An 18252-nucleotide genomic window follows, 5' to 3' on the forward strand; every position below is an offset into this window, starting at 1 on the left:
GCATGTCGTTTCTGGTGGCGTTGTTGCTGCTGCTGAGTTTGGCGCTTTGTGTGCTGGGTGTGTCTGTGGGCAGCACCGGTTTTGAGAACCTGATCGGCCCGCTGCTGCACCCGGACATCGACCCGACGGCCACCGCCATGGCGCAACAGATTGTGGTCGACATCCGCCTGCCGCGCACCCTGGGTGCCTGGGCGGCCGGGGCCCTGCTGGGGCTGGCCGGGGCGGTGGCGCAGGGCTTGTTTCGCAACCCCTTGGCCGACCCGTACCTGCTGGGCAGCGCTTCCGGCGCCTCGCTGGGTGTGGCGCTGACCTTGGCGGTGCTGGGTGGCAGTGGCGGCATGTTGGCGGGCGCCAACATGATGAATGGTGGCGAGGTCAGCGCGTTTTCCGGCAGCCTGCTGGTGCGCCTGGGTCTCACCGGTGCAGCCTTCTGTGGTGCGGTGCTGGCGGTGCTGCTGACACTGGCCTTGTCGCGCGGCGTCCAGCACACGCTGCGCCTGCTGCTGGCCGGTGTGGTGGTGGGGGTGGTGCTGGGTGCGGCCACACAGATGCTGCTGCTGCTGTCGCCCGACTCGTTGCAGGCCATGCAGGCTTTTATGCTGGGCTCGACCGCGTTCATAGGCTGGGCCGCCTGCGCCCTGATGGCCGGGGTGTGGCTGCTGTGCGTGTTAGCGGGTGGTTTGTTGGGCCGTGTGCTCGATGGCCTGAGCCTGGGTGAAGCCACCGCGCACAGCCTGGGTTTGCCGCTGGGCAGCCTGCGCATCGCGCTGGTGGCGGTGTTGGCGCTGGCCACCGGCACCGCCGTGGCGCAAACCGGGCTGATCGCTTTTGTTGGCCTGGCTGCGCCCCATCTGGTGCGCTCGGTCATCAAAACCACCCATGGCCGCCTGATGCTGCTGGCCAGCCTGATGGGGGGCGCCTTGTTGATGGCCGCAGACACCTTGGCGCGTTGGCTGATTGCGCCGCAGGAGCTGCCGGTCGGGGTCTTGACGGCGGTGCTGGGTGGCGGCTATTTGTTGTGGCTGATGCGCCGCAACAGCGCTGGTTTTGCGGGAGGTGCCCAGTGACAAGCGCTGCATCTTCCATAGCTATTCAGGCAAGCAGCATCAGGGCAAACATCGGAAATACCGAGATACTGCACAACATCACGCTGGCTTTGCCACAAGGCCGCTGGACCAGCATTGTGGGCCCCAACGGCGCGGGCAAATCGACCCTGCTCAAGGTGCTGGCCGGGTTGATACCCCACAGCGGCACGGTGCAGTTGCTGGGTCACGATCTCCACAGTTTGGCTCACCGCACCCGCGCTCGGCAGCTGGCCTGGCTCGGGCAAAACGAATCATCGGGCGACGATTTGACGGTGTGGGACGTGGCCCTGCTGGGCCGCCTGCCACACCAGGCCTGGCTGACCGGACCCAGCCCGCAGGATCTGGCGGCCGCAGAAATCGCCCTGAAATCGACCCAGGCCTGGGACTGGCGCCATCGCAGCCTGGGGCAACTCTCCGGCGGTGAACGCCAGCGGGTGCTGCTGGCGCGCGCGCTGGCGGTGCAGGCGCAGGTGCTGCTGATGGACGAACCCCTGGCCAATCTGGACCCGCCGCACCAGGCCGACTGGCTCGGTGTGGTGCGCTGCCTGCTGGAGACCGGTGTCACCGTGGTCAGTGTCTTGCACGAAATTTCCATGGCTTTACACGCCGACGAGATGGTCATCATGGCCAGTGGGCGTATCACCCACCAAGGCGCCTGTGCCAACCCAGAGACGCACCGTGCGCTGGAAGCCGTGTTTGACCACCGCCTCACCATTCACCCGCTGGCCAATCAGTGGGTGGCTTTACCGAATTAACACCATGCAAACCGAAACACCCCCCACCGACAAGCGCTACGAAAAACCCGAGGGCGAACGCCGTGGTCTGATCATCGTCAATACCGGCGACGGAAAAGGCAAAAGTACCGCCGCCTTTGGCTTGGCGCTCCGCGCGCATGGCCGCGGCAAAGCCGTGAAAATTTTCCAGTTCATGAAAGTGCCCACGGCGCGTTTTGGTGAACACCGGATGTTTGAGCAACTAGGTATTCCGATCGAAGGCCTGGGCGACGGTTTCAGCTGGAAAAGCCAGGACCTGGAACACTCGGCCCAGCTGGCGCGTGACGGCTGGGTCAAAGCCAAAGCCGCCATCCAAAGCGGTGACTACTTCATGGTCACGCTCGACGAGATCACCTACCCGCTGATCTACGGCTGGCTGCCTTTGGACGATGTGTTGCAGACGCTGCGCCATCGCCCCAAGGATGTGACGGTGGTGCTGACCGGGCGGCGCTGCCCGCCTGAGATCATTGCGCTGGCCGACACTGTGACCGAGATGACCCTGGTCAAACACGCGTTTCAGGCCGGTGTGCCGGCGCAGCGTGGGATTGAAGACTGAGCGACGACTGAAACACAATAGGCGCTGCTTTTTCAGCAGGACACAAGCTCATGAACTACATCACCTGGTTCCTGGACCACGACCAAAAGCACCGCAGCATTGTGGACAGGCTCAAGCAGGACGGCTTGTCCTCTGAGCAGATCATGGATTACTTCGAGTTCAGCAACATGCTGGCCAAGGAGCCGGATTTTTGCCTGCTGTATGCCGAGGGCAAAAAGTGCCACAGCATCGCCTACCTCAACTGTTACATGTGCGCCTGTCCGTTTTTTCGCTTCAACGATGAAGGGGTGCGCGATGCAGAGGACATCCTGGTCAAAAGCCAGTGCGCCATCCACTCCACCAAGTCCGACCGTTTTGTCTACCAGGGTGTGGCGCATCTGGACTGCTCACGCTGCACCGTGCCCCACACCCGGACCTTCATCAAGAACAACTTCAACGAGGCCTGGCACGAGATGATGAAAAATTGTGCCCCACCCGAGCCAGACGCCCACGCGCATGACGTGGTTTCGGCGGCGCGGTAGTGGCTTTGCCCCGTGACGGCTTTCTTTGAACAACTTTTTTGCAAATCCCATGACCCAAACCACCACTGACTTCACCACCAGCCCGTTGCACTTTCACGCCTGCCTGGACCAACACCCTGAGCGCCCCGCCTCTGGCCAACCGGTCTGGACGGTGGAGCAGGTGGCTGCGTTGTTTGAGCTGCCGTTCTCCGACCTGATCTTCCAGGCCCAGACGGTGCACCGCGCCCACTTTGACCCGAACCTGATCGAACTGGCGACCCTGGTGTCGGTCAAAACCGGCGGCTGCCCGGAAGACTGCAGCTACTGCCCGCAGTCGGTGCACTTTGACACCGGTGTGCAGGCCAGCAAACTGATGGGGGTGGAGACCGTGCGCAGCGCCGCCTTGGCCGCCAAAGAAGCCGGTGCCAGCCGTTTCTGCATGGGCGCCGCCTGGCGTGCCCCCAAAGACCGCGACATCGAGGCGGTGGCCGAACTGGTGCGCACCGTCAAAGCCACCGGGCTGGAAGCCTGCGCCACCCTGGGCATGTTGTCGAACGGCCAGGCCCAGACCCTGCGCGACGCCGGGCTGGACTACTACAACCACAACCTGGACAGCGCGCCCGATTTTTACGGCGACATCATCTCCACCCGCGACTACCAGGACCGGCTGGACACCCTGGCGCGGGTGCGTGAGGCGGGCATCAGCGTCTGTTGCGGCGGCATCGTCGGTCTGGGCGAATCGCGCTTGCAGCGCGCTGGCTTGGTGGCCGAGTTGGCCAATTTGTCGCCGTACCCAGAGTCAGTGCCGATCAACCACCTGGTCAAGGTGGCAGGTACCCCGCTGGCCGACCAGCCTGACCTGGACCCGCTGGAGTTTGTGCGCACCATCGCGGTGGCGCGTATCACCATGCCGATGGCGCGGGTGCGCCTGTCGGCCGGGCGCCAGAGCATGGGCGACGCGGTGCAGGCCCTGTGTTTTGTGGCCGGTGCCAATTCGATTTTTTACGGCGACAAGCTGCTGACCACCGACAACCCGCTGGGCAGTGAAGACCAGGCCCTGCTGGCGCGTTTGGGGCTGCAAACCGGCAAACCACTGCCCAGAGCTTGATAAGCATGAGTTTGCTCGTTCCCGCCTTGGCCCTGCTGCTGGCTTTGCTGGTTGACCGCTGGTTCGGCGAGCCACCTGTACGCTTGCACCCGGTGGTGTGGATGGGCAATTACCTAGGCTGGGCTGGGGCACGCTTGCAACGGGGTTTGCGCTCGGCCGTGCCGGTGGTGGTGGGCAACACGTCGCTGGCAGCGCGTGAAGAGGCTGCAGATTACAAGGCTTTTTGGCTCGGAGCCCTTTATTGGATTGGGGGTGTAGCTCTGTTTAGCGTAGCGGCCGTGTGGCTGGAGCAGTCTGTCTGGGCGGTCGGGCGCTGGGTGGCAGTGGCAGTCGCGGGGGAAGCCATGGCCGACTGGCTGGCAGCGACTGTGGCGGCGGTTCTGCTGGCCGTGTTGCTCAAACCGATGCTGGCCTGGGCCATGCTCCAGAGTGAGGTGTTGGCGGTGGAGGGCGCCTTGTCGCAGTCGCTGGCTGCCGGGCGTGAACGTCTGAGCTGGCTGGTCAGCCGCGACACGAGCACCTTGAGCGACGCCCAAGTACGCGAAAGCGCCATCGAGTCGCTGGCCGAAAACCTGAACGACTCGGTGGTGGCGCCGATCTTCTGGTTTGTGCTGCTGGGCCTGCCCGGCGCGGTGGCCTACCGTTTTGCCAACACGGCGGATGCGATGTGGGGCTACAAAGGGGTTTACAAAGGCCAGAATTGGGAGTGGGCCGGCAAATGGGCGGCACGGGTGGATGATGTGCTGAACTGGTTGCCTGCGCGTTTGACCGGGCTACTGCTGGCCCTGACCTGTGGTGTGGGCTGGCGTGAGCTGCGCCGTGAGGCCATCAAAACCCCATCTCCCAACAGCGGCTGGCCGATGGCTGCAATGGCGCTGGCTTTGAACATCCATCTGGCCAAACCGGGTGTGTATGTGCTCAACCCCGGGGGCGAGGATGCGCTGGCCGGGCACACCGGCCAAGCCATCGTTTATGCATCAAAAGTGCTGCTAGCCCTGATACCTGTTGCACTGCTGGCTCTTTATTTAAGAGCGAACATTCTTTCATGACACGCACACCAGACACCCCCTGGACCCACGGCGGCGTCGACGCCCTGGGTGCGGCGCGTTTTGATTTTTCGACCAATAGCAACGCCTGTGGCCCGTGTCCGCAAGCGCTGGCAGCGGTGCAGGCGGCAGACTCCAGCCGTTACCCCGACCCGGCCTACACGACACTGCGCCAGAACCTGGCGGTTTTTCATAGGGTGGTGCCCGAGCGGGTGCTGCTGGCGGGCAGCGCCAGCGAAGCCATCTTTCGGCTCACGGCCTGGGCGCAGCAACAGGGTGTGAGCAGCGTGCATCTGCCCGACCACCACTACGGTGACTACGCCCGCGCCGCTCAGGCCTGGGGGTTGTTGCGTGGCGACGACCCGACGGATGCCTTGTGCTGGGCCTGCGAGCCGTCGAGCCCCCTGGGGCAGCCCCACGCCCACTGGTTTCTGGACCGCGCACGGCTCACCGTGCTAGACCGTGCCTATGCCCCACTGCGGCTCAGCGGCGAGGCGTCTTTGAGCGCAGCTCAGCTGGACCAGGTCTGGCAGCTGTTCACCCCCAACAAAGCACTCGGCCTGACCGGTGTACGTGCAGCGTATTTGATAGCGCCTAGCCCTTTATTAAAAAGGGCTGGAGGCCCAAAATCCCTGGATATTGAGCGACTCAAGCTGATGGCGCCATCCTGGGTGCTTGGTGCCCACGGCGTGGCTTTGTTGCAAGCCTGGGTGATGCCTGAGGTGCAGGCCTGGTTGGCCGACAGCCTCACACGTTTGCGCGACTGGAAAGCCCGGCAGATCGACCTGTTGCAACAGCTGGGCTGGCAAGTGGCGCCCAGCGAAGCCAACTACTTCTGCGCCCGGCCACCTGTGCCGATGGATCTGGCGACTCTGCGCCAGCACGGCATCAAGTTGCGCGATGCCACCTCCTTTGGCCTGCCCGGCTGGTATCGGCTGGGCGTGCTGGCGCCGCAGGCGCAGGACGCGCTGGCGGGCGCGCAGACCAACACAACAACAACGATTTTGGAAACCTCCACATGACCGCCAAATGCATCATGGTCCTGGGCACCACCAGCGGTGCCGGCAAAAGCTGGCTGGCCACCGCACTGTGTCGCCACTATGCACGTTTAGGCCTCAAAGTCGCCCCGTTCAAGGCGCAGAACATGAGCAACAACGCTCGGGTGGTTGCCTCTGACAACGGCCAGGGCGAGATCGGCTCTGCCCAGTATTTCCAGTCACTTGCCGCCAAGGCGGTGCCTGATGTGCGGATGAACCCGCTGCTGCTCAAGCCCGAGGCCGACACCCACAGCCAGGTGGTGCTGATGGGCGAGGTCAGCGCCGAGTTGACCGCCTTGCCCTGGCGCGGGCGCAGCCTCAAGGTCTGGCCGCAGATTGCCGCCGCGCTGGACGCCCTGCGCGCCGAGAACGATGTGGTGGTGATCGAGGGCGCTGGCTCGCCCGCCGAGATCAACCTCTCGGGCAGCGACATCGTCAACATGCGGGTGGCGCAGCACTGCAACGCGGCCTGCCTGCTGGTCACCGACATCGACCGCGGTGGCGCGTTTGCCCATCTGTATGGCACCTGGGCGCTGCTGCCGCCCGAACAGCGTGGTCTGTTCCGGGGGTTTGTGCTCAACAAGTTCCGTGGCGACGCCAGCCTGCTGGCGCCAGCGCCGCAGATGCTGCAAGACCTGACCGGCATCCCGACCGTGGCCACGCTGCCGATGTGGTGGCAACACGGCCTGCCCGAGGAAGACGGTGTGTTTGATGATCGTTCGGTCGCCAAAGGTTCGGTGAACCTCACGGTGGCTGTGGTGGCTTACCCGCGCATCAGCAATCTGGACGAGTTTCAGCCGCTCAAGAACATCCGAGGTTTACGTCTGAAGTGGGTGCGTTCACCGACCGAACTGGCGGGCCTGGGTGTGCAGGACTGGATTGTGCTGCCAGGGTCCAAGAGCACCAGCGCTGATTTGGCCTGGTTACGCTCTCAAGGGCTGGACGCTGCCGTGGCCCAGCATGCCGCGCGGGGTGGGGCGGTGCTGGGCGTGTGTGGTGGTTTGCAGATGCTCGGTGAGGCGTTGATTGACACCCATGGCATCGACGGCAACGCGCCCGGTCTGGGCCTGTTGCCGCTGGTGACGCAGTTCGACATGGCCAAGACGGTGCAGCACACCCACACCCGCTTTGCTACTGATATGGTGGGCCAGCCAACGGGCGCTGCGGCCAATCCCTGGGCTGCGCTGGCGGGTGTGTCGGTGTCCGGCTACGAAATCCACCATGGCCAGACCAGCCAACACCCGGCGATGGCGCAGGCCGGTGACGTGGCGCATGCGGTGCTGCCCGATGGCCTGGGCTGGCAAAACGCGGCGGGCAATGTTCTGGGCATTTACCTGCACGGCTTGATGGAACACCCGGCAGCGCTGCAAGCCCTGTTTGGCGCGCGCCTGAGTGGCCCGGTGCCGACGCTGGAAACCGTGTTTGAGCGCATGGCCGACTTTGTTGAAACCCATTTTGAGCCGGGTGCGCTCGACAGCCTGGTGCGCTGAAAACAGGCCTGCACGGGCTGCTATGATTCTGCGCTTCAGGTGCCCGCAGGCTTATGGTCTCGGGAGAATCGGGAAGACGGTGTGAATCCGTCGCGTGCCCAACGCTGTAAGGCTGATGCCCTTCACAAATAACCACTGGCTGCCAAGCCGGGAAGGTGTGACGGGGCAGATGACGCCAAGCCAGAAGACCGGCCTGATGTTGTTATGGGTGCTGCAAGGCCGGGCAGCGCCTCCACCATTCACGCACAGGGGACTGCTTTGAATACCACTCTTCCCGTCCTGACGGACATCTCTTCGCCTGCTCTGACCACCACACTGCAGGCCAAAATCAACAACAAAACCAAGCCACTGGGCTCCTTGGGCCGGATCGAAGATCTGGCGCTCAAGATCGGCCAGATCCTGGACACGACCGACCCGGTGCTGACCGAGCCACAGATGGTGGTGTTTGCCGCCGACCACGGTCTGGTGGCACGTGGTGTGTCTGCCTTCCCCAAAGAGGTGAGCTGGCAGATGGTCGAGAACTTCCTGGCCGGTGGCGCTGCGGTGAGCGTGTTTTCCAAACAGAACGGCATCGCGCTCAATGTGGTGGACTGCGGTGTGGACCACGACTTTCTGGCCGGTTTGCCATCAGGGGCACAACGCCCGGGTTTGATGGTGCGCAAGGTGGCGGGTGCCGAAGGTGGCACCGCTGATGCATCGGTGCAACCCGCCATGACCATCGCCCAGTGCAAACAGGCCCTGCAAAACGGCATGGACATCGTCAAAAGCCTGCCCGGCAACGCGGTGTTGCTCGGTGAAATGGGCATTGGCAACACCTCGGCCGCGTCGCTGTTGCTGGCCCGCTTGACCGGGCTGGACATTGATGTCTGCACCGGCGCTGGCACGGGCCTGGACGCTCCGGCGGTGCAACGCAAGGCAGCGGTGCTGCGTGAGGTGTTGACACGCCATGCGGGTGTGACCGAACCGCTGGAAGTGCTGGCCGCCATCGGCGGGCTGGAGATTGCCACGATGGTGGGTGCGGTGATGCAGGCCGCGCACGAGCGCCGGGTGGTGGTGGTGGACGGCTTTATTGCCACCAGTTCGATTCTGGTGGCCCATGCCTTGCAGCCGTTGGTGTTGCAGCGTTGTGTGTTTGCCCACCGCTCCGGTGAGCGCGGCCATGAGTTCATGCTGCAGCATCTGGGTGTGCAAGCCTTGCTGAACCTGGGTTTGCGTCTGGGTGAAGGCTCGGGCGGTGCGCTGGCCTGGCCGCTGCTGCAGTCGGCCTGCACCATGTTGCGCGAGATGGCGAGTTTTGCGTCGGCTGGTGTGGCCGAGCAGGAGAACAAACCCACCGCCAACGTGTGATCACGCGTGTTGCGCTGCAAGCTGACCATGAACCATGGGCTGTTTCTTTGGTCACTGGCCATTGGCAGCGCAACACTCACCACAAAACCAGGCGGGGATGGGCTCAAGGTTTGGGCCGATTTTAAAAAGCGAAGCGTCATGAGGCCCGGGCCTTGAGCCCGTCCCCGCCTGCGCGTGCTGAGGGTGTTTGTCTTTTTGGAAGCAGGAATACCAACAACCAGTCCGAGGCATAAACCGGGCCGCGGGCAGGGCGGACGCCGAGGCCTCATGACGCTTCGCTTTTTAAAATCGGCCTCGACATCCGCCCTACCCACGACCCTTGGCATGGGTGGACATGATGCTCATCGAAGCCCAAACCTAAACCACGGTCAGTGTCACAGCTTGCGCATCTGCCACTGCCGCACAATTCTTCACTTCAGGTCACCTTGGACTTTGCCATGACCCAATTCATTCGCCACTACCTGCTGAGCCTGCAGTTCTTTACCCGCATACCAATCACCGGGCGTTTGTCCGACTGGGTGGGTTACAGCCCTGCCATGCTGCGTGCCAGTGCCGGGCATTTTCCTGGTGTCGGGGTGCTGGTGGGCGGGCTGGTGGCCGCAGCGACCGCCGGTTTGCTGATGGCCTTGCCTGCCACCGGCTCGGCACCGCTGGTGGCGGCGGCGCTGGGCACGGTGCTCTCGGTGTTCATCACCGGCGCCTTCCATGAGGACGGCCTGGCCGATGTGGCCGATGGCCTGGGTGGCAGTGCGGACCGGCAACGCGCGCTGGACATCATGAAGGACTCTCGCGTGGGCGCTTTTGGTGCCATCACCGTGGTGCTGGCGTTGCTCTCCAAGGTGACGCTGCTGGGCCTGCTGGGCGACGTCAGTGGCCCGCTGATGGTGGTGGCGCTGTTTGTCGCGCATGTGGTGTCGCGCACCTGGCCGCTGCTGACCATCCGGCTGCTCTCACACGTGGGTAACACCGCCACCTCCAAGTCCAAGCCGCTGGCAGACCAGATCAGCCTGGGTGCGCTGGTGATCGGGTTTTTATGGTGTTTTGTGGCTCTAGCCCTTACTATGTATGGTCAGATAGCTACCGACTTCATAGCGATTGACCTGGAGACAGACAGCCTGCTGCTGGCTTTTGCCAACGGGCTGTTGGCTTCCCTGGTGGCTTGGGGGCTGATGACACGCTGGTTCTGGCGTCGCCTGCAAGGTTTCACCGGCGACTGCCTGGGTGCCATCCAGCAGGTGTGTGAACTGGCGTTTTACCTCGGGCTGGCGGTGAGTTTGTGAACCTGATGCTGCTGCGCCACGCCCAGCCGCTGGTGGCGCCCGGAGTGTGTTACGGCGCGCTGGATGTGCCAGCGGATATGGCCGCCACCCAGCAGGCGGCGCAGACCCTGGCGCCGGGTTTGCCGCCCGGTGGGCAGTTGTGGGTGTCGCCGCTACAAAGATGCGAGCTACTGGCCCAGACGATCAAGGGGCTCAGGCCGGATCTGACATGTATCACGGATGCCCGGCTGGCGGAGATCAACTTTGGCTGTTATGAAGGCCAGCCCTGGGCCGATATTCCGGTGGCAGCCTATGAGACCTGGACAGCTGACTTCTGGCAACACCGTTTTGGCGGGGCTGAGAGTCTGGCCGATGTCATGGCGCGGGTGAGCAGCGCTTGGCAAGAAGCTTTGGTCGCAGATCCGGCGCCAGTCTGGGTCACCCATGCGGGCGTGATCCGGGTGGCCAGCCTGCTGGCGCAAGGAGTGCAGCGTATAGACCGGGCACAAGACTGGCCGCAGGCCGCGCCGGGTTTTGGCCAGAGTGTGGTGTTGTCACTGCCGCCGTCGGGCCGTCTTGCGCCTGGTGCACCCTGAAGTCGATCACCTCAACTACAAAAACATCGACACGTCGGCCACCGCGCTGGCATCGGGCTGGGTGGCCAACAGAGTGATGCTGTCCAGTGCCAGGGTCTGCAGCAGCAGGTTGGGCAGTTCTGCCGCACTCTGGCAAGTCACCGCGTTGTTGTCGGCCAGCCGCGCCGCCAGATGCAGCACGGCGGCCAACCGTGACAACTCAGGCGCTGCCAGCGGCTGCGCACAGTGGCGCAGGCCGCGCACCAGGGCCTGCGGCAGATCCCAGTGTTGTGCCAGTTCGGCGGTCACTTCACCTTCGTCAAAACCGACCAGACGACGCTGGAGCTGCCAGCGTTCGGCGCTGGTCATGCCAGGGGTGTCCAGCCCCTGCAGCAGATCCGGGCGGGCCTGCACCACACTCAGGTCTCCCAGGCGCAGCAGCATGCCGCACAGCCAGGCCTCCTGGTCGTCCACCTCACACAGCTCGGCCAGCCACTGCGCGTAACCAGCACAGCGCAGGCTGTAACGCCAGAAGGCCATGCGGTCCATACCAATCGGAAACGGACTGGTTTGCGCCATACAGAGTGACAGCGCGCGGGCCCGCACCTTGGCCAAACCCACCACCTTGACGGCACGCTCCAGGGTGTCGACCTGGCCCGACAGGCCAAACAGTGCGCTGTTGGCCATACGCAGCAGGTTGGCGGTCAGGGTGGGGTCTTTTTTGATGATGCGGCAGATCACAAAGGTGTCGGCCTGGTCGTTGTTCAGGGTCTGGATCAGCGCTTGGCCGACCTCAGGCATCACCGGCCACACCACCGATTGGGTCAGGCTGGTCAGGTCGGCAAACGGGGCACGGTCCGACAGAGACATGGTGTTTATCCGCTTTGGGTTTTGGGAGAGAAGTCGCAGCAGGGTGCCACCGCACACTGCCAGCAGCGCGGTGTGCGCGCCTGGCACACATAACGTCCGTGCAGGATCAGCCAGTGGTGGGCATCGACCAGGAAGGCCTGGGGAATGCGTTTGAGCAACGCTTGTTCCACCGCCAGCGGGGTTTTGCCGGGTGCCAGACCGGTGCGGTTGCTGACGCGAAAGATATGGGTGTCCACGGCCATGGTGGGTTCACCAAAGGCCACGTTGAGCACCACATTGGCGGTTTTGCGGCCCACGCCGGGCAGGGCTTCGAGCGCCTCACGCGTGCGTGGTACCTGGCCGCCATGCTGGTCAATCAGGATCTGGCAGGTCTGCAGCAGGTGTTTGGCCTTGCTGTGGTACAGGCCGATGGTCTTGATGTAAGCCTCCAGCCCTTCCAGGCCCAGGTCAAGCATCTTCTGCGGTGTGTTGGCCACCAAAAACAGGCTACGCGTGGCTTTGTTGACACTGACATCGGTGGCCTGGGCCGACAGCAACACCGCCGCCAGCAGCTCAAACACGCTGGCAAATTCCAGCTCGGTCTGGGGCTGCGGGTTGGCGGCGGCCAGGGTGGCAAAAAAGGTCTGAATTTGAGCGGGCTTCATGGGCTTAATGCAACTGCACAAAGGTATCGGGCGCTGGGAAGGTGGCTTTCATCCAGCGCACCTCCAGCCCCAAGGTGTTGACAACGTCGTTGGGCAGGGTATCTACCGCCAGCGCGTCTGCATCCGGCGTGTCGGCCAGCAGCCCGGCCAGGTTCACCACCGCGCCCAAGCGCGAAAAAGCTTGTTCTACCAGCGGGTCGTAGGCACGCTCCAAGGCTTGGACGATCTGCATCGGAAAGTTCCAGCGGCGCGCCAGCTCGGCGGTGATCTGTCCTTCCGAGAAACCAATCAAGCGCTTTTCGCGTTCCCAGCGGGCGCCGGGCGGATGGGGCAGGCGTTCGATCTCGGCCAGCGCCTGTGGGTTGGCCTGGCCAATCAGCAACTCGCCCAGGCGCAGCATCATGCCGGTCAACCAAGCCTGCTGGCTGTCCATTTCCAATGGGGCCGTCAGCCATTGCGCGTAGGTAGCACAGGCCATACTGTGGCGCCAGAAGGTTGGCAAATCCAGCCCCGGCAGCGGCTCGAAAGCATCACTCAGGCAGGCGCTCAGGGCCAGCGCGCGCACCTGCGCCAGCCCCACCATCTGGATCGCCTCGTCGATGGAATACACACCACGCTGCAAACCAAACTGGGCGCTGTTGGCCAGACGCAGCAGGCGCGCACTCAAGGCCGGGTCGCGGCTGATGAGGTCACGAACTTCGTGCAGACTGGCGTTGTCGTCATTGAGCGTCTGAATCAGCCCATGTGCCACCTCGGGCATCGAGGGCAGCCTGACCGTGGCAAAAAAAGCATCAAGACTGTGCATCGGTGTTCCTGTGAGCGGTGGCTTGCATATCGGTCACAATTTACCCCAATTACGGGTTGCCAAGTGGCGCAAGCTGCGGCGGCCACGGCCACAGAATCATTTTTTGACATCTATTTCCTGAAAGTTTTGCGCCATGCAATTTGCCGACCGCCTCCAGAACGTTGAAACCTCTGCCATCCGTGAACTCTTCAAGCTGTTGGGCAAACCCGGCATCATCAGTTTTGCCGGTGGTTTTCCCGACCCGGCGCTGTTTGATGCCGAAGGCATTGCCCAGGCCAGTGCCAGTGTGTTAGCCAACAACCCAGGCCCGGTGCTGCAATATGGCGCGACCGAAGGCTATGGCCCACTGCGTGAAGGCATTGCTGGTTTCATGGCGGGCAAGGGCGCCACGGTGGCGCCCGAGGGGCTGGTTGTCACCACCGGCAGCCAGCAGGCGCTCGACCTGATTGGCAAATGCATGATCTCGCCCGGCGACAAGGTGATTGTGGAGGCGCCTACCTTTTTGGCCACCATTCAGTGTTTCCGTCTCTATGGCGCCCAGGTGATTGGTGCACCGATTGATGCCAACGGCGTTGATGTGGACAAACTCGAAGCCCTGATTGAAGAACACCAGCCCAAACTGGTCTACCTGATCCCGACCTTTGGCAACCCGAGCGGCGCCACCTTGAGCTTGGAACGGCGCAAACGCATTCTGGAGATTGCCGTGCGCACCCAGACGCTGGTGGTGGAGGACGATCCCTATGGCGAGTTGTACTTTGATGCCGCACCACCACCGAGCCTGCTGGCGCTGAGTAGCCAGGTGCCCGGCAGCCGGGACTGGCTGGCGCATTGTGGTTCATTCAGCAAGATTTTGAGCCCGGGCCTGCGCGTGGGTTGGCTGATTGCGCCGCCCGAGCTGCTGGCCAAGGCGGTGATGTGTAAACAGTTCAGCGACGCCCACACCAGCAACCTGACCCAGGCCATCTGCGCCCAGTACCTGACGATGGACCGGCTGGGCAGCACGCTGGCGGTGGTGCGCAAGACTTACGCCGAGCGTGCCCGTGTCATGGCGCAGTGTTTGAAGCGTGACCTGGGTGATGCGATTGACTTCAATGCACCCCAAGGTGGCATGTTTTTCTGGGCCCGTTTGACCGGTGCCAAGGGCAAAACAGCCAACGCTGGCGACTTTGCCAAACGCGCCATCGAGCAGCTGGTGGCCTTTGTGCCCGGCGCGCCGTTTTACGCACATGACCCGGATCTGGCCACGCTGCGCCTCTCGTTTGCCACCGCCGATGTGGCCAAAATCGAGGAAGGTATTGGTCGTCTGAAGCTGGCGTTGGGTCAATAAGCCAAGGCGCTTGAGGCGCCCAGGGGCCTGGTGGACGCTCAGGCCAGGCCCAGCAGACGCACCGCGTTGTCTTTCAAAATCCCGGGCATCACCTCTGGTTTGAAACCTGCATCCTCAAAGTCTTTCATCCAGCGCTCAGGGGTGATCAGCGGGTAGTCGCTACCAAACAGGATACGGTCTTTGAGCAGGGTGTTGGCGTATTGCACCAGCTGCTTCGGAAAATATTTGGGGCTCCAGCCAGAGAGGTCAATCCAGACATTGGGCTTGTGCGTGGCCACACTCAGGGCCTCGTCTTGCCACGGAAAACTCGGGTGCGCCATGACGATCTGCATGTCGGGGAAATCCACCGCCACATCGTCCAGATGCATCGGGTTGCTGTAGGCCAGGCGCAAACCACCGCCGCAGCGCATGCCGCTGCCAATGCCGCTGTGGCCGGTGTGAAAGATGGCGGGCATTTTGTGTTCGGCAATCACCTCGTAGATCGGCCAGGCCATCTTGTCGTAGGGGTGGTAACCCTGCACCGTCGGGTGGAACTTGAAGCCCTTGATGCCGTACTCCTCAATCAGCTTGCGCGCTTCGCGTGCGCCCATCTTGCCCTTGTGCGGGTCGATGCTGGCAAAGGCCATCATCATGTCCGAGTTGGCTTTGGCCGCCTCGGCCACTTCTTCGTTGGGCACCCGCCTGCGGCCCATCTGTGACTCGGCGTCCACGGTGAACATCACCAGGCCAATTTTTCGTTCCCGGTAATAGGCAATGGTCTCCGCAATGGTGGGCCTGCGGCTGTTGCGAAAGTACTTGTCAGCGGCGCGGTCGTATTCCTCACCATAGTTGTCGAACGGGTTCCAGCAGCTCACCTCGGCATGGGTGTGGATGTCGATGGCAACCAGGTTTTTGTAGTCCATGAAAGTCTCCTGAAATGTTGTCTAACTAGGGGAAACACTTAGAAAAATGGCCGTCAAAGCACTTGATTGTAATTATATTTAATAACCATAATCCAGCCATCGAAAGCCCTGACCATGACCAAAAAAGACATCCAACTTGAACTCTACGGCGACACCTCCGAGGTTGCCGTGATCCGCCTGACTCGGCCCAAAAAACGCAACGCGATCAACGACGGCCTGATCCTGGCGATTCGTGATCTGTTTGAAAAACTGCCCAAGAGTGTGCGCGCTGCCGTGATTGACGGCGAAGGGGAACACTTCTGCGCCGGCCTGGATTTGAGCGAATTGCAAGAACGCGATGCGGCCCAGGGTGTGTTCCATTCCCGCATGTGGCATGCCGCGCTGGAGCATGTGCAGTATGGCCCAGTGCCAGTGGTGGCCGCTTTGCACGGTGCGGTGGTGGGCGGCGGCCTGGAGCTGGCCAGTGCCTGCCATATCCGTGTGGCCGACGAGACCACGTTTTATGCGCTGCCCGAAGGTTCACGCGGCATTTTTGTCGGGGGTGGTGGTGCGGTGCGTATCCCGCGCCTGATTGGCACCGCACGCATGACCGACATGATGCTGACCGGGCGTGTTTACAACGCGCAGGACGGCGAGCGTATTGGCCTGGCACAGTACCTGGTGCCCAACGGCACCGCCTTTGACAAGGCGCTGGAGCTGGCGGTGCGTATTGCCAGCAACGCCACCATGACCAATTTCGCGCTGACCCATGTGTTGCCGCGGATTGCTGACCAGCCCGCCGACCAGGGCTTCATGACCGAAGCCATGATGGCCGCCATTGCCCAGAGTGCCCCTGAAGCCAAAGACCGGGTGCGGGCCTTTCTGGAAGGGCGGGCCGCCAAGGTGCAGAAGGCCTGAGTCCACATCCGCTGACCTCAAAAAAACTAAAAAACGAGACCCGAGCGAGACCCCACATGACCCCAGCAAAATACCGTCCTCTGACGTTTGGCGTGACCCGTGTTGTCTTGCGTGACGGCGCGCCGGGTGTGCGTTATCTGCGTGCCGAACAGCCGCTGCAAGACTACCCGGCACGCATGACGGACCGCCTCAAACATTGGGCGCAGGTGGCACCAGACCGCACGTTTCTGGCGCGCCGTACCAGGCTGGCGGATGGTCAAACCGGTGATTGGCAACATGTGACGTATGCACAGGCCTGGGCGGCGGCACGCAGCATTGCCCAGGCGCTGATCAACCGCCATCTGAGTGACAAACACCCGGTGCTGATCCTGTCGGGCAACGACCTGGAACATGCCTTGTTGTCGCTGGGTTGTCTGGTGGCGGGTGTGCCTTTTGTGCCTACCTCGCCGGCTTATTCACTCATCGGCTCGGACTTTGGCAAGCTGCACCACGTGCTGCGCACGGTGACCCCGGGCTTGGTGTTTGCCGCCGATGCCACGCAGTTTGGCAAAGCGATTTTGGCCGAAGTGGATCTCAACCGGGAGGTGGTCTTGACCCGTGGCCAGATCGAAGGGCGCAGCAGCACCACCTTTGCCGAGTTGCTGGCCACACCGGTCACCGACCAGGTGGATGCTGCCATGTCAGCCACCGGGCCTGACACCATCGCCAAGTTCTTGTTTACCAGCGGCTCCACCAAGTTGCCCAAGGCGGTGATCAACACCCACCGCATGTGGTGCGCCAACCAGCAGCAAATGGCGCAATCCATGCCGGTGTTAGCCCAGGCCCCGCTGGTGCTGGTGGACTGGTTGCCCTGGAACCACACCTTTGGTGGCAACCACAATTTCGGTATGGTGCTCTACCACGGTGGCACGCTCTACATCGATGACGGCAAACCCACGCCCGCCTTGATGGCGGAAACCCTGCGCAACCTGCGTGAGATCTCGCCCACGGTGTACTTCAACGTGCCCACCGGTTTTGATGCGATCGCCAACGCCATGAAGACCGATGCCCAGTTGCGCAAAACCCTGCTGTCGAGGGTTCAGATGTTTTTCTACGCCGGAGCTTCTCTGGCACAACCAATCTGGGATGCCTTGTTTGAGGCGCAAGAGCGGGAAATTGGTGAGCGCATTGTGATGACCACCGGGCTGGGCATGACCGAGTCCGGCCCGTTTGCGATTATTGTCACCAACCCCCACATCAAGGCGGGGGACCTCGGGGTGCCAGCCCCCGGGGTGGAGCTCAAGCTGGTGGATGTGGGTGACAAGACCGAGGTGCGTTACCGCGGGCCGAATATCTCGCCGGGCTACTGGCGTGCACCGTTCGAGACCGCCGAGCACTTTGACGAAGAGGGCTACTTTTGCTCGGGCGATGCGGTCAAATGGATTGACGAGACCGATGTGCACCAGGGGCTGAAGTTTGATGGCCGTATTGCCGAAGACTTCAAGCTCGCCACCGGTACCTTTGTCAGTGTCGGGCCGCTGCGAGCCAGGATCATCGCGGCTGGCGCCCCCTACATCCAGGACGTGGTGCTCACCGGCATCAACCTCAAGGAAGTCGGCGCCATGGTGTTTCCGACCCAGAAAGTGCGGGAACTCAGTGGCCTGGCAAACAACGCATCCATGGCCGAGGTGTTGGCCAGTGCGCCGGTGCTGGCGCATTTTCAGCGGGTGGTGGATGACCTGGCCAAAAGCGCTACCGGCAGTTCCAGCCACATCGCCCGTTTGTGCCTGCTGGCCGAGCCTCCCACCATTGAAAGCAGCGAGGTCACCGACAAAGGCTCGATCAACCAGCGGGCAGTCTTGACCCACCGCGCCCAGACTGTGGCGCAGTTGCATGACGACAGCCTGCCCACCATCCTGAAACCTCAGCCAGTCCAAAGCAAGCACAGGAACCAGCAACAAGTATTGACCAGCCATTAGCAATAAAAAGTGCCTCTAAACCTTATGAATCAAGCGCTTATAGCTATGAAAAATAAAGCAATTCAACCAAGGA

The 18252-nt window shown here is 62.5% G+C and carries 18 protein-coding genes and 1 riboswitch; of the genes, 14 read left to right on the forward strand and 4 right to left on the reverse strand.

Annotated features, from left to right (window positions below):
* Positions 1-2: 2 nt before the first annotated feature.
* From FDG13_RS11920 to FDG13_RS11970, 11 genes are all read left to right on the forward strand, one after another.
* The gene (locus FDG13_RS11920) at positions 3-1067 is read left to right on the forward strand and encodes an iron ABC transporter permease (RefSeq protein ID WP_180127906.1); all 1065 of its coding nucleotides are present in this window, start codon (positions 3-5) and stop codon (positions 1065-1067) included.
* Positions 1064-1840, forward strand: coding sequence for an ABC transporter ATP-binding protein (locus tag FDG13_RS11925; protein WP_370528218.1), 777 nt, complete (start codon positions 1064-1066; stop codon positions 1838-1840). Before FDG13_RS11920 ends, FDG13_RS11925 begins: the two co-directional genes overlap by 4 nt.
* Positions 1841-1844: 4 nt before the next feature.
* Positions 1845-2414 carry a cob(I)yrinic acid a,c-diamide adenosyltransferase gene (gene cobO, locus FDG13_RS11930; RefSeq protein WP_180127908.1) on the forward strand — a complete coding sequence of 190 codons (570 nt, stop codon included), beginning with the start codon at positions 1845-1847 and terminating at the stop codon, positions 2412-2414.
* 50 nt (positions 2415-2464) lie between these two features.
* Positions 2465-2935 carry a hypothetical protein gene (locus tag FDG13_RS11935; RefSeq protein WP_180127910.1) on the forward strand — a complete coding sequence of 157 codons (471 nt, stop codon included), beginning with the start codon at positions 2465-2467 and terminating at the stop codon, positions 2933-2935.
* A 49-nt stretch (positions 2936-2984) separates the two neighbouring features.
* The gene (gene bioB / locus FDG13_RS11940) at positions 2985-4022 is read left to right on the forward strand and encodes a biotin synthase BioB (protein WP_180127913.1); all 1038 of its coding nucleotides are present in this window, start codon (positions 2985-2987) and stop codon (positions 4020-4022) included.
* A gap of 5 nt (positions 4023-4027) precedes the next feature.
* On the forward strand, positions 4028-5071 hold the full coding sequence (gene cbiB / locus FDG13_RS11945; protein WP_180127915.1) for an adenosylcobinamide-phosphate synthase CbiB: 1044 nt from the start codon (positions 4028-4030) through the stop codon (positions 5069-5071).
* The gene (locus FDG13_RS11950) at positions 5068-6090 is read left to right on the forward strand and encodes an aminotransferase class I/II-fold pyridoxal phosphate-dependent enzyme (protein WP_180127917.1); all 1023 of its coding nucleotides are present in this window, start codon (positions 5068-5070) and stop codon (positions 6088-6090) included. Before cbiB ends, FDG13_RS11950 begins: the two co-directional genes overlap by 4 nt.
* On the forward strand, positions 6087-7595 hold the full coding sequence (locus FDG13_RS11955; protein ID WP_180127919.1) for a cobyric acid synthase: 1509 nt from the start codon (positions 6087-6089) through the stop codon (positions 7593-7595). The genes FDG13_RS11950 and FDG13_RS11955 overlap by 4 nt, the downstream gene beginning before the upstream one ends.
* A 20-nt stretch (positions 7596-7615) precedes the next feature.
* Positions 7616-7807, forward strand: a riboswitch (cobalamin riboswitch).
* A 46-nt stretch (positions 7808-7853) separates the two neighbouring features.
* Positions 7854-8942 (forward strand): nicotinate-nucleotide--dimethylbenzimidazole phosphoribosyltransferase, encoded by a 1089-nt coding sequence (gene cobT, locus FDG13_RS11960; RefSeq protein ID WP_255435216.1) that lies wholly within the window; start codon positions 7854-7856, stop codon positions 8940-8942.
* A 437-nt stretch (positions 8943-9379) separates the two neighbouring features.
* Complete coding sequence (locus tag FDG13_RS11965; protein WP_180127923.1) at positions 9380-10222, forward strand: adenosylcobinamide-GDP ribazoletransferase; 843 nt, start codon at positions 9380-9382, stop codon at positions 10220-10222.
* A 5-nt stretch (positions 10223-10227) separates the two neighbouring features.
* Positions 10228-10797 carry a histidine phosphatase family protein gene (locus FDG13_RS11970; RefSeq protein WP_180128131.1) on the forward strand — a complete coding sequence of 190 codons (570 nt, stop codon included), beginning with the start codon at positions 10228-10230 and terminating at the stop codon, positions 10795-10797.
* 15 nt (positions 10798-10812) lie between these two features.
* Here FDG13_RS11970 and FDG13_RS11975 read toward each other — a convergent pair whose 3' ends face one another.
* The 3 genes from FDG13_RS11975 to FDG13_RS11985 are packed head-to-tail and all read right to left on the reverse strand — an operon-like array spanning position 10813 to position 13095.
* Positions 10813-11646, reverse strand: coding sequence for an HDOD domain-containing protein (locus FDG13_RS11975; RefSeq protein WP_180127925.1), 834 nt, complete (start codon positions 11644-11646; stop codon positions 10813-10815).
* Between the two features lie 5 nt (positions 11647-11651).
* Positions 11652-12290, reverse strand: a complete 639-nt coding sequence (gene nth / locus FDG13_RS11980; protein WP_180127927.1) for an endonuclease III — start codon at positions 12288-12290, stop codon at positions 11652-11654.
* Between the two features lie 4 nt (positions 12291-12294).
* Positions 12295-13095 (reverse strand): HDOD domain-containing protein, encoded by an 801-nt coding sequence (locus FDG13_RS11985; RefSeq protein ID WP_180127929.1) that lies wholly within the window; start codon positions 13093-13095, stop codon positions 12295-12297.
* A gap of 133 nt (positions 13096-13228) precedes the next feature.
* On the opposite strand from FDG13_RS11985, the gene FDG13_RS11990 reads away from it, so the two are divergent.
* Positions 13229-14422, forward strand: a complete 1194-nt coding sequence (locus tag FDG13_RS11990; protein ID WP_180127931.1) for a PLP-dependent aminotransferase family protein — start codon at positions 13229-13231, stop codon at positions 14420-14422.
* A gap of 38 nt (positions 14423-14460) precedes the next feature.
* On the opposite strand, the gene FDG13_RS11995 is transcribed toward FDG13_RS11990, so the two are convergent.
* Complete coding sequence (locus FDG13_RS11995; protein WP_180127933.1) at positions 14461-15324, reverse strand: amidohydrolase family protein; 864 nt, start codon at positions 15322-15324, stop codon at positions 14461-14463.
* 114 nt (positions 15325-15438) lie between these two features.
* Here FDG13_RS11995 and FDG13_RS12000 point away from each other — a divergent pair, with 114 nt between their 5' ends.
* Together FDG13_RS12000 and FDG13_RS12005 are read left to right on the forward strand one after the other, a co-directional pair.
* A complete protein-coding gene (locus FDG13_RS12000) occupies positions 15439-16221 on the forward strand; it encodes a crotonase/enoyl-CoA hydratase family protein (RefSeq protein ID WP_180127935.1) in 783 nt (260 codons plus the stop codon).
* Positions 16222-16277: 56 nt separating this feature from the next.
* Positions 16278-18179, forward strand: coding sequence for a feruloyl-CoA synthase (locus FDG13_RS12005; RefSeq protein WP_180127937.1), 1902 nt, complete (start codon positions 16278-16280; stop codon positions 18177-18179).
* Positions 18180-18252: the final 73 nt, after the last annotated feature.

The sequence above is a fragment of the Rhodoferax sp. BLA1 genome (genome assembly GCF_013416775.1).
GTDB lineage: Bacteria > Pseudomonadota > Gammaproteobacteria > Burkholderiales > Burkholderiaceae_C > Rhodoferax.